Genomic DNA, 14,427 nt, shown 5'->3' with positions numbered 1-14,427 from the left:
GCGTGAAACCCCGTCAGGCGTGCTTCGCCTCGAATTCCTTCATGTACTCGACCAGTGCCTTCACTGCTTCAAGGGGCACCGCGTTGTAAATCGACGCCCGCATGCCGCCGACGGACTTGTGGCCCTTCAGCTGCAGAAGCCCGCGCGCCTTCGCGCCGGCCAGGAAATCATCGTTACGTGTTTCATCTGCGAGGAAGAACGGGACGTTCATCCGCGAGCGCGCGCGACGCTCCACCTTGTTGATGTAGAAGCTGCTCGCGTCGATCGTGTCGTAGAGCAGCTGCGCTTTTTCGATATTGCGCGCCTCGATGGCCGTGAGGCCGCCCTGGCGCTTGAGCCACTTGAATACGAGGCCCGCGATGTAAATCGCGTAAGTGGGGGGCGTGTTGAACATGGAGTTGTTCGCAGCAACGGTCTTCCACTCGAACGCCGACGGGCAAATGGGCATTGCGCGGTCCAGCAGGTCTTCGCGCACGATCACGACCGTCACGCCCGCCATGCCGATGTTCTTCTGCGCACCGCCGTAGAGCACGCCGTATTTGGCGAGGTCCATCGGGCGCGAAAGGATATGCGACGAGGCGTCGGCCACGAGCGGAATATCGCCCAGATCAGGAATCTCGAAGGTCTCCACGCCGTCGATCGTCTCGTTCGTGCACAGATGCACGTAGGCGGGATCGTTGGAGAGCTTCCACTCGCTCATCGCCGGCGCGTGCGTGAAGCCCGCTTCGGTGCGGCCCGTTGCTGCGATGTGCGCCGCGCCATACTTGAGCGCTTCCTTCTGCGACTTCTGCGACCACGAGCCCGTGATCACGAAGTCGGCGCGCGGCTTCGCACCGAACAGGTTCAGCGGAACGATCGCGTTCTCGCCGATGCCGCCGCCTTGCAGAAACAGGATCTGGTGGCTTGCCGGCACCTGCATGAGTTCACGCAGATCGAGCAGCGCCTCGCCGTGAATTTGCATGAATTCCGGGCCGCGATGGCTCATTTCCATCACGCTCATGCCACTGCCGTGCCAATCGAGCATTTCGTCGGCGGCCTGGCGGAGCACCTCTTCGGGCAATGCAGCCGGTCCGGCGGAGAAGTTGAAGACGCGCATCGTATGGGGATCCCCGAGGCAGACGCCACGGCCCCAGGCCGGTGCGCCAAAAAAATAATGGCCGCTTGTGCTTATCGCACAAACGGCCATTATCGCATTGTCGCCGGGAACCCGCCAACGCGGGCCTCCCGGGCAAGTGCGACAGGCGATGCTTACTTGGCCGGCTTGACCGAAGCGACTTCCTTGTCGGCCTGGTCGCGCGTGGCCTTGATCGACTGCGGCATGTACTTCTGCATCAGACCGTTGACGACGTCGCGGCCCACCTGGTCTTGAACCTGGATGAACTTGCGGCCGGTCGGGCTCTTGTAGAAGGTGGTCAGGTCCTTGATTTCCGACGTGCTGTAGTACTTGGCATAAGCGTCGTACTGAGCTTGCATCGCGTCCTGCTTGAATGACTCCGTGGCGAAGACCTGGCCTGCCGAGTCAACCAGCTTCGGCACTGCGTTCTTCTGCAGCGTCGGGACGGAAGCTTGCTTCTGCTTGTCCGTCATCGTCTTGTTTTCCGACAGCGCGTCCGACAGGATTGCCGGGACGAGCTGCTTTGCCTGCATTTGCGCGCTGTTGCCGATTGCGCCGACGAGCTTCTGCGCATCGATCGCGTCCAGCAGGTCCTTGATCGCGGCTTGCTTGGCCGGATCGATCGGTGCTGCGGCAGCAGCCGGTGCCGCCGGAGCGGGCGCCTGGTTCTGAAGCGCTTGCGCCATGGCGAACGTCGGCACGAGAGCGGCCAGCAACATTACCTGCTTGAATCGTTTTTGCATCATTACTCCCTCTGAGAAAATAATCGAACTGCCTGCCGCGCAAACTGCGGGGGGCGCTCCGGAGCGTGCTTTGCGCGCCCGCCGCCCGATCCTGCGATTCACCCGGCACCATTCAGCACCGTTGGCCACTCAAAACACCGACGGCATCCTGATATGAAGAGGCCCGCTCGCGCGGGCCGCCTGGCCACATCAACCTGCACGCGAAACTTACTCGTCGCTTTCATCCTCGCCGTCAGCGATGTCGCCTTCGGCATCGGCCTCCGCGATCTGCTGCAGGCCAGAAAGCTTCGTGCCTTCGTCAAGGCTGATGAGTGTAACACCTTGCGTCGCACGGCCCATTTCACGGATCTCCGAGACGCGCGTGCGGATCAACACACCCGTGGTCGTGATCAGCATGATCTGGGCTTCCGGGTCCACGAGCGTAGCCGCCACCACCTTGCCGTTGCGCTCCGACGTCTGGATCGCGATCATGCCCTTCGTGCCGCGGCCGTGGCGTGTGTATTCGGTGATCGGCGTGCGTTTGCCGTAGCCGTTCTCGGTTGCCGTGAGCACCGACTGGTGCTCGTCTTCCGCCACGAGGAGCGCGATGACCTGCTGAGACTCCTCGAGCTGCATGCCGCGCACACCGCGCGCTTCGCGGCCCATCGGCCGCACGTCGTTTTCGTCGAAGCGCACTGCCTTGCCGGCGTCCGAGAACAGCATCACGTCGTGCGCGCCATCGGTGATGGCTGCGCCGATCAGGTAGTCGCCCTCATCCAGGCCGACCGCAATAATACCCTTGCGCAGCGGGCGGCTGAATGCCTCGAGCGGTGTCTTCTTGACCGTACCGAGTGCAGTCGCCATAAACACGAACTTGTCCGCCGAGAACTCCTTCACCGGCAACACGACCGTGATCTTCTCGCCGTCCTGAAGCGGGAACATGTTGACAATCGGACGGCCGCGCGAGTTGCGCGAGCCCTGCGGCACTTCGTACACCTTGACCCAGTACACGCGGCCCCGATTCGAGAAGCACAGGATGTGGTCGTGCGTATTGGCGATGAAGAGCGTGTCGATCCAGTCGTCTTCCTTCATCGACGTGGCCTGCTTGCCGCGACCTCCGCGCTTTTGGGCGCGATATTCGGACAACGGCTGCGATTTCACGTAGCCCGCATGCGACATGGTGACCACCATGTCCTGGGGCGTGATCAGATCCTCGGTGTTCAGCTCGGTCGCGTTCATCTCGATCTTCGAGCGGCGGGCGTCGCCGAATTCGCTCTTGATCGCGGCGAGTTCGTCGGAGATCATGACCGTTACGCGCTCGGGACGCGCGAGGATGTCGAGCAGGTCGGCGATTTGCGCCATCACTTCTCGGTACTCGCCGATGATCTTGTCCTGCTCCAGACCCGTGAGGCGCTGCAGCCGCATTTGCAGAATTTCCTGCGCCTGCGTATCGGACAGACGATAGAGGCCGTCGGTCTGCATGCCGTACTGCGGGTTCAGACCTTCGGGGCGATATGCGTCGCGGCCGCCCGCCGACGCGTTTTCCTGCTCCGCGCGCGTGAGCATCTCGCGCACGAGCGACGAGTCCCACGGACGGTTCATCAACTCCTGCTTCGCGATCGGCGGCGTGGGCGCAGCCTTGATGATGGCGATGAACTCGTCGATGTTCGCAAGCGCAACTGCGAGGCCTTCGAGCACGTGGCCGCGTTCGCGCGCCTTGCGCAGTTCGTATACCGTGCGCCGCGTGAGCACTTCGCGACGGTGCGACAGGAAATGCTCGAGCATTTCTTTCAGGTTCAGCAGCTTCGGCTGGTTGTCCACCAGCGCGACCATGTTCATGCCGAACGTGTCCTGCAGCTGCGTCGCCTTATACAGATTGTTGAGGATGACCTCGGGTACTTCGCCGCGCTTGAGCTCGATCACGACGCGCATGCCGCTCTTGTCCGACTCGTCGCGGATGTCGGAAATGCCTTCGAGCTTCTTTTCGTTGACGAGCTCGGCAATGCGCTCCAGCAACGAACGCTTGTTCACCTGATACGGCAGCTCGTCGACGATGATCGCCATGCGCTGGCCGCGGTCGATCTCTTCGAAGTGCGTGGCCGCGCGCATCACGACGCGCCCGCGCCCGGTGCGATAGCCGTCGCGCACGCCGGCGACGCCGTAGATGATGCCGGCGGTCGGGAAATCCGGTGCCGGAATGATTTCGATCAACTCATCGATCGTGGTCTGCGGATTCCTCAGCAGATGCTGGCAAGCATCGACCACTTCGTTGAGATTGTGCGGCGGAATATTCGTGGCCATGCCAACCGCGATGCCCGACGAACCGTTGATAAGCAGGTTCGGGATGCGCGCGGGCAGAATCTGCGGCTCGTTTTCACTGCCGTCGTAGTTCGGCCCGAAATCGACGGTTTCCTTGTCGATGTCGGCGAGCAGTTCGTGGCCGATCTTCGCCATGCGGATTTCGGTGTAACGCATGGCCGCGGCGTTATCGCCGTCGATCGAGCCGAAGTTGCCCTGGCCGTCGACCAGCATGTAGCGCAGCGAGAAGTCCTGCGCCATCCGGACGATGGTGTCATAGACAGCCGTGTCGCCGTGCGGGTGGTATTTACCGATCACGTCGCCGACGATACGCGCCGACTTCTTGTAAGCGCGGTTCCAGTCGTTGTTCAACTCGTGCATCGCGTACAGCACGCGCCGGTGCACGGGCTTCAGGCCATCACGCACATCCGGCAGCGCCCGCCCGACGATCACGCTCATCGCGTAGTCGAGATACGAGCGGCGCATTTCCTCCTCGAGGGAGATAGGCAGAGTCTCTTTGGCGAATTGATCCATTATCGATGTCGTTATCGGGCGCACGGGGCTGCCGGGCAAGCCTGCCTGCCAGACAAACCGCGCAACGCGCCCTGCTGTCGCATGGACGCCGCAGACGCAGCGCAATCTTATGATTCTATCATGCGCGAGCCCCCTGCCCGCCGCCCGGGGACTATCTACGTATACCTATTAGTGGGGGCGAGCCCGAGCGGCTCAAAACGGCGCACAGCGATTCAAACGCGTCGTGTCGCGCTGGCAAATATCATGCGCGAATGAGATTCGCCCCCTGTTCGTGTGATAAAGCGCAGCGCCCTGAATCAGGCACCTTGCACTCCTCCACCAACCAGGCACACTACCAGGAGATCGAGCGGGAACTTTTTGTTGCGGGTGTACCACATTCGACAAGCCCTGATGAAGGGGGCGGATTTTTTTTATCGTCGGACGGGAACGATATGGCAAAATGCCAACGCACAAAGTTAGACACCGCTCGAAGTCTACACAAGACGTGTCTCACAACTCGCCAATGTTATACTTCGAGCAATGTATGACTAGTCTTCGTCATATGGCTCGCAGTAAACCTGCGGTAATCTCAATTTCGAGAGGAGAAATATGAATAAACTTTCAAAGCTCGCGTTCATTGCAGCTACCGCAGTTATGGCTGCATCCGCCCAAGCACAATCGGTGCCGGCGTCGCGACAAGCCGTCAATGACAACTGGGTGAATGGTACCGGCGAATACGTGTGGATGAACGGCACGAACGAGCTTTGCTGGCGCGATGCATTCTGGACGCCGGCCACCGCCAACGCAAAGTGCGATGGCGCCCTGGTCGCCCAGGCACCGCAGCCGCCGGTCGCTCCGCCGCCGGCCATCACGAGCCAGAAGATCACGTACCAAGCTGACGCCCTGTTCGACTTCGACAAGGCTGTCCTGAAGCCGGCTGGCAAGGAAAAGCTGGACGATCTGGCAAGCAAGACCCAGGCCCTGAACCTCGAAGTCATCGTTGCAACGGGTTACACCGACCGCATCGGCTCGGCTGCTTACAACGACCGTCTGTCGCTGCGCCGTGCGCAAGCCGTCAAGTCGTACCTGGTCAGCAAGGGCGTTCCGGCCGACCGCATCTACACGGAAGGCAAGGGCAAGCGCAACCCGGTTACGACTGGTTGCAACCAGAAGAACCACAAGCAACTCGTCGCCTGCCTCGCACCGGATCGCCGCGTGGAAGTCGAAGTTGTCGGCACGCAGAAGCAACAGTAATCTGCGAGCTGCGACAAGCAAGTCTCAAAGCCCCGCTTCGGCGGGGCTTTTTTATTTTCACCGTCTTTCCGGATATGAGCGACCCAGGCATGGCAGCCCATTTTGCCGCCACAGCCCCCCGCCTATATACTCGGGGCTTACCTATTCTCCCCCGCCCTGGCGCACCAGCGGCCTCTCCGACATGACCAATGCCGATCCCCACGAGTTGCAGAAGTTCAGCGATCTTGCTCATCGCTGGTGGGACCCGAACGCCGAATTCAAGCCGCTGCACGAGCTGAACCCTATCCGCCTTGGCTGGATCGACAGCCATGCGCATTTGCCTGCAAAGCGCGTCCTCGATATCGGCTGCGGCGGCGGCATTCTGTCAGAGTCGATGGCGGGTCTCGGCGCAAATGTAAAGGGCATCGACCTCTCCAGCGAAGCGCTGGGCGTGGCGGACCTGCACAGCCTGGAAAGTGGCATCACGGTGGAATACGAGGAAATCGCGGCGGAAGCGATTGCGGCGCGCGAACCCGCTTCGTTCGACGTGGTCACCTGCATGGAGATGCTCGAGCACGTGCCAGAGCCCCTGAGCGTGGTCAAGGCCTGCGCGACGCTCGTGAAGCCGGGCGGCTGGGTGTTCTTCTCGACGCTCAACCGCAACGTGAAGTCGTATCTGCTTGCCGTGATCGGCGCAGAATACATCGCGCAGATGCTACCCAAGGGTACGCACGACTACGCGCGCTTCATTCGCCCGTCGGAGCTCGCGGGCTTTGTGCGCGAAGCCGGCCTGCGCCCGGCCGAGATCAAGGGCATCACCTACAACCCGCTCACGCGACGTTTCGCGCTGTCGAACGACTCGAGCGTCAACTATATGATTGCCTGCCGGCGTGACGCCTGAAGCCATTGCCCGCCTCCTTCCGACATGACTCAGACTCAGCTTGAAAGTACGCCTGCGCCGGACTCCCGTGCGACGCTGGACACATGCGACGCCGTGCTGTTCGACTTCGACGGCACGCTAGCCGACACAGCGCCCGACCTCGCCGCCGCCGTCAACCAGATGCGCCACGCGCGCGGCCTGGCGAGCGCACCCTACGAGAAACTGCGGCCGCTCGCCTCGGCGGGCGCGCGTGGCCTGATTGGCGGAGCGTTCGGCATCGGCCCGGACGACGGCGAGTTCGCGGCAATGCGCGAAGAGTTCCTCGCCAACTACGCGGCCAATTTGCGCGTCGAGACGGCGCTCTTTGCGGGCATCGACGCAGTGCTCGACGACCTCGACGCGCGTGGCGTGCGGTGGGGCATCGTCACCAACAAGGTCGCGCGGCTCACCGACCCGCTCGTCAAGCTGATGCATCTCGACACGCGCGCAGCCTGCGTAGTGAGCGGCGACACCACCCCCTACTCGAAGCCTCACCCCGCCCCGCTCCTGCATGCGGCGCAGGCGCTAGGCGTCGATGCAAGGCGGGTAGTCTATGTCGGCGACGACCTGCGCGACGTGCAGGCGGGCCACGCGGCCGGCATGGCGACGATCGCGGCGGCCTACGGCTACTGCGGCAACGTCGAACCACCGGCGCAATGGAATGCCGACTACCTGGCCGACACCGCTGCGGCGCTCCTCTCACTGCTTCAGAACGTGGGCCGAGGATAAGAAGATTGACGCACGTGCCCTTGATTCAGGGGCGGTTAGCCTCATCTTCCGAACTATGTGATAATTGTAGTTCCCCGGGGCCGACCTGGTTTCGACAGGGGTTATGAAGTAATCAGGGCATGCCGAGGACCCGTCACCTCGTTAATCAATGGGAAAAACGTAACTGCAAACGACGATACGTTCGCACTGGCAGCCTAAGGGCCGCCGTCCTCTGCCTGGCTCACTGACGGGCTAGCGTCGCAAGACCGGTAGCAATACCGCCAGAGGTCATATACGTCAGTTAAGCTCTGTCGGCGTCACGACGCCAGAGTCGAAAATCCAGTGAATCGCCGTAGCGCAGCGTGTTCGTCCGCGTCGCTGCGGTTAAATCAAATGACAGAACTACGCATGTAGAACTGGTTATGGACTGCTTCTGGACGCGGGTTCGATTCCCGCCGGCTCCACCAATATCCGAACCTCAACCGCTCTCGGTTGGGGTTTTTTCTTGCCTGATCGCGCCGGTTCCCGCGTACACGCGGAAGTTGCTGCGAACGCATGTGGACTTCGCCGCTCGGCGGTCCAACCCCTTTCGGGCCATCTTCTCCTCTCTCCCGGCCATTTCTCTCTCCGACCTCACTCTCCCCGGCCCGCCCGAAGTCCACACAGGCCACAGGCCACCGCTTTTAAAAATCAATGTGTTACGCGCGGACGAATCGGGTGGTTAATATCCAGCATTGGCAATCGAAAGAATCCGCGCCCGGAAGCATGCCTAGATGGTGATCACCGTCGCACTGTCGTGTTCGAGCAAATCCTTCTTGAATGCATCAAAAAGGAGGTCGTTCTTCACTAGGTCGTCAAGGGCCATGCGCCCACGTATCAAGTTGTCCGCGAGCCACCAATGCGAACAAAGCTCATCGTGGAGGGCCGGATCAACGTCCATCCCGCGAACGATATCCACCCCTATGGCGACATCACGTTCTTCCGCGTATATCGCGTCGGTCAACCTGTAGTAGTCGTTACAGAGGTCGAAATAGACAAGCGGAACTTCATACTTCGCGCGGGCAATGTCGGTCTTATAGATGTAGCTGAAGCCGTCCATGCTGACCTTGAGCTGAAGTCCCGCCGAAATACCAGCTGGGCGCCCCTGATCAAGCATTTGCAACTCGCTCACCGTGTTGCTCTTGTTTATCCAGATGACGTCGCGGTGCGGATCATTGGGGCGATACTTCTGCGCGTATCGATGACGCGTCGTTTCAAGACCCGTACCAACGGCAATGTAGTCGTCAAGAGTTTGATGAACGTACCGCCCTCTGCGCCCAACTTGGCCCCACCGACGGTTCGCCCACAAATCCGCGTTACAAGCACGGACTACCAGAGCCTCTGCAATTTTTCCGAGTAGACGCATTACAGCGCCCTTCGCGTCCTCTTCCGATCGAACGACGATAATCTTAGACCGCAGCAGGCCCTCCTCATCGACAGATACAAGGCCCAGTTCGTGGGTAAGGATGTCAAGCATGTCTGAACCATAACCGTGCCTGACAAGCTCAAGATTGCGAGGACCGCGCTGCCACTGCTGTAAAGCTTGGACCGAGGAATGATCGATGCGCCCGTCTGGCAGCATCTTCGCCACCACCAAGCGGTTTTCGGGGTTGATCTTTTGGATTGCGCTCAATCATCAAGCTCCACAGTTGACGGCCAAAGCCACGACCACCAAGAGTTTAGCGAGGTATCGGCACAACGCAATCGCCAGCGAAAGCCCCCACTGTCAATCCTCCGGTCGGAGCCGCACACGCTGCTGCTCCCACAGCGCCGGCGGATCAACCGCGAGATCGAACAGCGTGATGTGATCCGGCAGCGCATCGTCTAGAATCGCAGCCACGATGTCGGGTGCCAGCGAGGTCAGATTGACCATGCGGCTTACATAGCTGGGGTCAACGTTTTCGCGGGCAGCAATTTCCTTGAGCGACTGCACTTCCCCCGACGTCAGCATCCCCAGCCAGCGATGACCTCGGGCCAACGCCAACTGGAGCGGCGTGGCGGTATTGTTGTCCCAAGGTCGAGGTTTCATGGCTTCACCGCTGGGCAGCGTGACCAATTTGCGGCCGCCACGCCGCTTGATCCTGATCGGTACATACAGCGTCAGGCGGCCGTCGCTTGCTTCGACGACATTTAACTTCCCTGACTGCTGGATCGACATCTTACTCATGCCATGACCTCCTCGGCCCCACCATCGGTCGCCGGTCGCAATTCAAGGACCAGACGCTCGATGCCGTTCGCGCGCAACCGCACTTCCAGATCATCGGGCGACACGATCACCTTCTCGACCAGCAAATTGACGATCCTGGTCTGCTCGGCCGGGAACAGCTGGTCCCAGATCGCATCGAGACGGGTCATCGCCACAGTGACCATGGCCTCGTCCAGGCTGGGGTCGAGTGCGATAGCACGAGGCAGCATATCCCCGATCAGCCCCGGTGACCGAAGGATCGCCCGCAGTTGATCCAGCACCGCTGCCTCGAGCTCGGCCGCTGGCAAGGTAGGCAGACCCGACGCACCGGCATGCTCCTTTTTCTCACGCTGAGGGACGTAGTAGCGGTATCGACGCCCGTCTTTCTTCACCGTGGAAATTGGTGACAGCGCCCGGCCGTCGCTTCCGAACACCATACCCCTGAGCAGACAATGCACCTTCGCCACCTTCGCCCGTGTGGCGCTCGCGCGCGCACGACCATTGGTGGACAGGATTGCATGAACTCGGTCCCACAGCTCGCTATCGATGATCGACGGATGCTCTCCCGGATACCATTGGTCCCGATGGCGCAATTCCCCGAGGTAGGTACGGTTGTGCAGCAGTTTGTAGATCAGCGCCTTGTCGATCGGCCGCCCCTTACGGACTTTGCCATCCTGCGTGGTCCAGGCCTTCGACGTCACGCCATCGAGTCTCAGCTCCTTGACCAAGAGGGTGCTCGATCCGATTTCGACGAAACGCCGAAAGATGTGGCGCACGAGTTTTGCCTCGCCGTCATTCAAAACCAGTCGTCGATTCACCACGTCGTACCCGATGGGCGGAATACCGCCCATCCACATGCCCTTGCGTTTGCTGGCAGCGATTTTGTCGCGAATGCGCTCCCCGGTGACCTCGCGCTCGAACTGGGCGAAGGACAGCAGGATGTTCAGCATCAGTCGGCCCATCGAGGTTGTGGTGTTGAACTGCTGGGTAACCGAGACGAACGACACGCCGTGGCGCTCGAACACATCAACCATGCGGGCGAAGTCTGTCAGGCTGCGCGTCAGCCGGTCGATTTTGTAGATCACCACGATGTCAATCTTGCCCGCCTCGATATCTGCCATCAGGCGTTTGATCGCGGGACGGTCCATGTTCCCGCCCGAGTATGCCGGATCGTCGTAGTCGTCGGCGACCGGAATCCAGCCCTCGGCACGCTGGCTCGCGATGTACGCATGCCCCGCATCGCGCTGCGCATCGATCGAGTTGTACTCCTGGTCCAGTCCCTCGTCGGTGGATTTACGCGTGTAGACGGCGCAGCGCAAGCGCCGGGTCAGTGAATCGCTCATTTCCGCCCCCGCTGTTTTTCAACCTTCCGCTTTCCCGACTCCGTGAGACCGAAAAACACGGGACCTGACCAACGCGTCCCGGTAATTTCGCGAGCAATCATCGACAGGCTCGGGTATCGCCGACCTTCGAACTCATATCGGTCGTCCGCAATGACCGTCACGCGATACTCGACCTTCTGGTATTCGCGGGTCAGCACCGTCCCCGCTGGCGGACGGTACGATCGCGCCTTCTTCGTGAGCTTGCCCGTTTCTATCAGATTGGCAATGCGGCGCTTGTTCCTCTCAAGCAGGTTTGGATCGACCTTGCGAAACTCGACTTCCTGCAGTCGGTATGCAATGCGACGCTCGAGAAACTGCCGGTTGTGCGTGGGCGTATCGCCCCCGATCAGCCTGCGCCAAAGCGCCTTGATCTCTGTCATTGGCAAATCAGGCAATCGGGCGATTTGCGCAGCAACCGACGCTGGTGTTGTGTATTCGCGCGGGCACGTAGTCATCTGGACTCCGTATTTTTGTTGTTGACGGGGTCTTTATGAACGCGCTGGCGTCCAGATAAGGCAAGCTCAAACTCACCCTCCGGCAGGCGCTTTGTGGACTGTGGAAAGTGGCTGATGCGCAGGCGCACGAGCCCGTTGGCCAGCAGCGACGCGACTTCGAGCCGGCGCTGCTCCGGGGTCATCCGTTCTGGGGAAATCTGGTTTGTCTCGTGCATCGGTATCGATCCTCTCCGTCAAACTCGCCTTGAAAGCGAAATTCTCCAGCCGAACCGTCACCGACACCATGAGGGAGTTTCGTATGCCCGCATACCGATGCAGGCTATCGCAAAAACGCGACTGAATCAGACCGCCAGATGATGGGCGAGAACGGTCTTCATGAGCTGATTGCCTGCGGGCGTCGAGGCCAGCATATCCCTGACCTGGCTCTTGACCCACTGAATATCCATGCCTTCCGTTGACGCCGCCTTCAACACGGCAGAATAGGCATCGAGCACATCGGTACCCGTGATTTCATAACCATGGCCGAGCGAAATCCACCGCAATGAAGCAAGGCCGGCAGCGACCGCGAACCCAGGCTGACGCTCGGCAAAATCTCTTGCTGCGCGCGCCAGTGTGCGCGGGTCGGTCGGGCTGCGCGTGACCAGCTCGATGGCAAAGTCGAACAGGCCAGCATCCTTCGCGGCGGCGAACCATTTGCCTTCAGCACCGGGCGTGCTGGCAACCAGGTCGCGCAGAATCTGCTCCGGCGTAATGTTCGGATATTTTTTGGCGATGGCGCGAAAGGTGGCGAGATTGGTCGTGCCTTGATTGGCTTCGATCGCATAGCGTCGATATGCATCCTCCGCCATGCCCGACGATAACAGGATGGCTTCGCAGGCCTCTGCAATCTGCCAGCCAGGGTCGTTCAAGCCGCGCGACTGTTCTGCATATCGAATCGCCTCCGCCTTCTTCCCCATCGCTTCGAGCGCCTTTGCGCCCCACTGGCGGTAATACCACCATTGGAACGGCGCTCGCTCCAGCAACGCGAGCAGTTGTTCATGGCGACCGGCGGCGTACAACGAAGCAAGGCATGCACCCGTCCCCTTGAAAAAACCATGACCGGAGGATTGGGAACCCCAGACATGTTCGACCAGCGGCAAGAACTCATCGACCCACCGGGCAGCAATCTCCGGGGTAACGCACAGTTCGCCCCAGTGCTCGCCGAGAGATTCGATGTAGGGCATCTCATCGTCCTGCAAAGCCCGCCACAGGCGTTCAAGCCAACGCTGCCGAGCGCTCGCGTCGACATCCGCCTTCGCAATGATTGGCACCAGTGTTTCGATGGCCTTGTTGACCGCCGCCCCCAAGGCACCCGAGGAGCTATCGACCTGCTCGAGAGAGGGAGACAGCTTTTCGAGGAGCAGCACCGCCCCCTCGGCCGCAACCACTGGCTCCTTGCGTGCGACCGCCTTGATTTCTGAAAGCGCTTCCTTGATACGCTGAATCGGCGTGGCGGATCGCCAGCCGAAGGCGTTGCGGCGGAAACGGGAACTGAACTGCCACTTGTACGCGCTCATGAGCTACCGCACCGGGTGTTGTCCGTTGCGGACGAACCGGTCGAAGCTGTCCTCCTCGGCCTCTTCATCATCATGCCGGGGCCGTTGCCATTCCGCGTCGGGCAACGACAGCAGCGTCAACGTATAGTCGTACTGCCCTGCCACCCGGGTCATTTCGGTAACGGGCATGCTGGCAGGTTCATGTGGAAACCAATGCTGCGCTCGGCCCGTCTGCTGATCGCCTGCACTCCAGCCATTATCGCTGTGGGCAAGCGCCTGGCGAGGCAACTCGATGGTGTTCCTGCGCGTCGCAAAATATGCCCCCGATTTGAACGCCGCATCGTTCGATTTCGCCCACAGCATATGGTCGTCGCGACTGGCCACCAGCACGACACGCTTCGGCGCGATTTCGGTCCAGCGCAAAGCTGCCGCTGTCAGAGAAACACCGTAGCGATCGGCGCAGTGACCGAGCAGATCAAAGCTGACCGGCTGTCCGTCCACCTGTCGCCGGAAATCATCCAGCGGCATCAGCAGGGTCGAGGCGAAGACATCCGCCTCAGCCTCGATATCGCGCCCATTGTTGTCGCCCGTCTCAATGTCATCGGTGCCGCACTCAAAACGGTCCTGCTGATGGCGATGCATCAGGTAGTGGGCAAATTCGTGAGCGACGGTGAAGCGCTTGCGCCCTTCCGACCGCACGGCGCTGTTATAAACGATAAGCCATTTCGACCGTGCCTTGTTCGCAGCCAGCATGCCTTCAAAATCATCCATGTCCTCGCCGACCACCTTGTCGATCGGCGAATCCGCGAAGCACTGCCGTGAATACTCCAGCGCCAGTTCATCGACCTTGACCGGAAAACGGTCCACGCCGAGCACGGCGTTCAGCATCGACGAAATCTGATTAGCTGCAGCCTGCGGCTTTTTCACAGCCGTCATTCGTCCTCCCAGGCATCCAGGATCTTGCGGATCTTTTTCTTGTCCGGCTCGGACATGCTCTTGTACTTGCGGAAGAAAGCCTCGTCGACCACTTCCTCGTCGGGAGTCGTCGTGGACTCGTTCAGCAGAAATTCCGTCGTCACATCGAGGACGGCAGCGATCTTCCCGATCTTCTCAGCCGACGGCTTCGGGTCGTCCTTGTTTTCCAACTCCCAGATATAGCTCTTGCTTGAGTCGGTGAGTTCGGCCAACTGCTCGAGGCTGAGCTTCTTTTCCTTGCGCCGCGCACGGATCTTGTCACCCAGAGAGGATGGCACTGAAATCTCCTGATCGTTCCGGTTCACCCAGAAAATGATACCACTCGACCGAACGAATTCGTAACTGCTTG

At 60.6% G+C, this 14,427-nt stretch carries 14 protein-coding genes and 1 other RNA gene; 4 read left to right on the top strand and 11 right to left on the bottom strand.

Annotation, left to right across the window (positions count from 1 at the left end):
• Nucleotides 1-13 precede the first annotated feature (13 nt).
• From serC to gyrA, 3 genes are all read right to left on the bottom strand, one after another.
• A complete protein-coding gene (gene serC / locus PWP93_RS02710) occupies nucleotides 14-1,096 on the bottom strand; it encodes a 3-phosphoserine/phosphohydroxythreonine transaminase (RefSeq protein ID WP_421024454.1) in 1,083 nt (360 codons plus the stop codon).
• A 152-nt stretch (nucleotides 1,097-1,248) separates the two neighbouring features.
• A complete protein-coding gene (locus tag PWP93_RS02705) occupies nucleotides 1,249-1,857 on the bottom strand; it encodes a DUF2059 domain-containing protein (protein WP_421025249.1) in 609 nt (202 codons plus the stop codon).
• 207 nt (nucleotides 1,858-2,064) lie between these two features.
• Nucleotides 2,065-4,668, bottom strand: coding sequence for a DNA gyrase subunit A (gyrA, locus tag PWP93_RS02700; protein WP_421043370.1), 2,604 nt, complete (start codon nucleotides 4,666-4,668; stop codon nucleotides 2,065-2,067).
• A 588-nt stretch (nucleotides 4,669-5,256) separates the two neighbouring features.
• Between gyrA and ompA the strand changes: the two genes are divergently transcribed.
• From ompA to ssrA, 4 genes are all read left to right on the top strand, one after another.
• Nucleotides 5,257-5,901: an outer membrane protein OmpA gene (gene ompA, locus PWP93_RS02695; RefSeq protein ID WP_213293794.1), complete on the top strand. Its 645-nt coding sequence runs from the start codon at nucleotides 5,257-5,259 to the stop codon at nucleotides 5,899-5,901.
• A gap of 181 nt (nucleotides 5,902-6,082) precedes the next feature.
• Nucleotides 6,083-6,781 carry a bifunctional 2-polyprenyl-6-hydroxyphenol methylase/3-demethylubiquinol 3-O-methyltransferase UbiG gene (ubiG, locus tag PWP93_RS02690; RefSeq protein WP_238467477.1) on the top strand — a complete coding sequence of 233 codons (699 nt, stop codon included), beginning with the start codon at nucleotides 6,083-6,085 and terminating at the stop codon, nucleotides 6,779-6,781.
• A gap of 24 nt (nucleotides 6,782-6,805) precedes the next feature.
• A complete protein-coding gene (locus PWP93_RS02685; protein WP_421043369.1) occupies nucleotides 6,806-7,528 on the top strand; it encodes an HAD-IA family hydrolase in 723 nt (240 codons plus the stop codon).
• Between the two features lie 76 nt (nucleotides 7,529-7,604).
• Nucleotides 7,605-7,974: a transfer-messenger RNA gene (gene ssrA, locus PWP93_RS02680) on the top strand.
• Nucleotides 7,975-8,276: 302 nt separating this feature from the next.
• On the opposite strand, the gene PWP93_RS02675 is transcribed toward ssrA, so the two are convergent.
• The 8 genes from PWP93_RS02675 to PWP93_RS02640 form a co-directional block, all read right to left on the bottom strand.
• A complete protein-coding gene (locus PWP93_RS02675; protein ID WP_421043368.1) occupies nucleotides 8,277-9,179 on the bottom strand; it encodes a hypothetical protein in 903 nt (300 codons plus the stop codon).
• 93 nt (nucleotides 9,180-9,272) lie between these two features.
• Nucleotides 9,273-9,713 (bottom strand): LacI family transcriptional regulator, encoded by a 441-nt coding sequence (locus tag PWP93_RS02670; RefSeq protein WP_421043367.1) that lies wholly within the window; start codon nucleotides 9,711-9,713, stop codon nucleotides 9,273-9,275.
• Nucleotides 9,710-11,074, bottom strand: a complete 1,365-nt coding sequence (locus tag PWP93_RS02665; RefSeq protein WP_421043366.1) for a recombinase family protein — start codon at nucleotides 11,072-11,074, stop codon at nucleotides 9,710-9,712. Before PWP93_RS02665 ends, PWP93_RS02670 begins: the two co-directional genes overlap by 4 nt.
• Nucleotides 11,071-11,568, bottom strand: coding sequence for a DUF2924 domain-containing protein (locus PWP93_RS02660; protein ID WP_421043365.1), 498 nt, complete (start codon nucleotides 11,566-11,568; stop codon nucleotides 11,071-11,073). The genes PWP93_RS02665 and PWP93_RS02660 overlap by 4 nt, the downstream gene beginning before the upstream one ends.
• Nucleotides 11,565-11,783, bottom strand: coding sequence for a hypothetical protein (locus tag PWP93_RS02655; RefSeq protein ID WP_421043364.1), 219 nt, complete (start codon nucleotides 11,781-11,783; stop codon nucleotides 11,565-11,567). The genes PWP93_RS02660 and PWP93_RS02655 overlap by 4 nt, the downstream gene beginning before the upstream one ends.
• Before the next feature lie 126 nt (nucleotides 11,784-11,909).
• On the bottom strand, nucleotides 11,910-13,124 hold the full coding sequence (locus PWP93_RS02650; RefSeq protein WP_421043363.1) for a hypothetical protein: 1,215 nt from the start codon (nucleotides 13,122-13,124) through the stop codon (nucleotides 11,910-11,912).
• Nucleotides 13,125-13,127: 3 nt separating this feature from the next.
• Nucleotides 13,128-14,039 (bottom strand): ImmA/IrrE family metallo-endopeptidase, encoded by a 912-nt coding sequence (locus PWP93_RS02645; protein WP_421043362.1) that lies wholly within the window; start codon nucleotides 14,037-14,039, stop codon nucleotides 13,128-13,130.
• Nucleotides 14,036-14,356: a helix-turn-helix domain-containing protein gene (locus tag PWP93_RS02640; protein WP_059538925.1), complete on the bottom strand. Its 321-nt coding sequence runs from the start codon at nucleotides 14,354-14,356 to the stop codon at nucleotides 14,036-14,038. The genes PWP93_RS02645 and PWP93_RS02640 overlap by 4 nt, the downstream gene beginning before the upstream one ends.
• Nucleotides 14,357-14,427: the final 71 nt, after the last annotated feature.

The organism is Paraburkholderia sp. A1RI-2L (assembly GCF_048957375.1).
In the GTDB taxonomy this organism is placed as follows: domain Bacteria; phylum Pseudomonadota; class Gammaproteobacteria; order Burkholderiales; family Burkholderiaceae; genus Paraburkholderia.
This window is presented reverse-complemented; position numbering and strand designations above follow the sequence as displayed.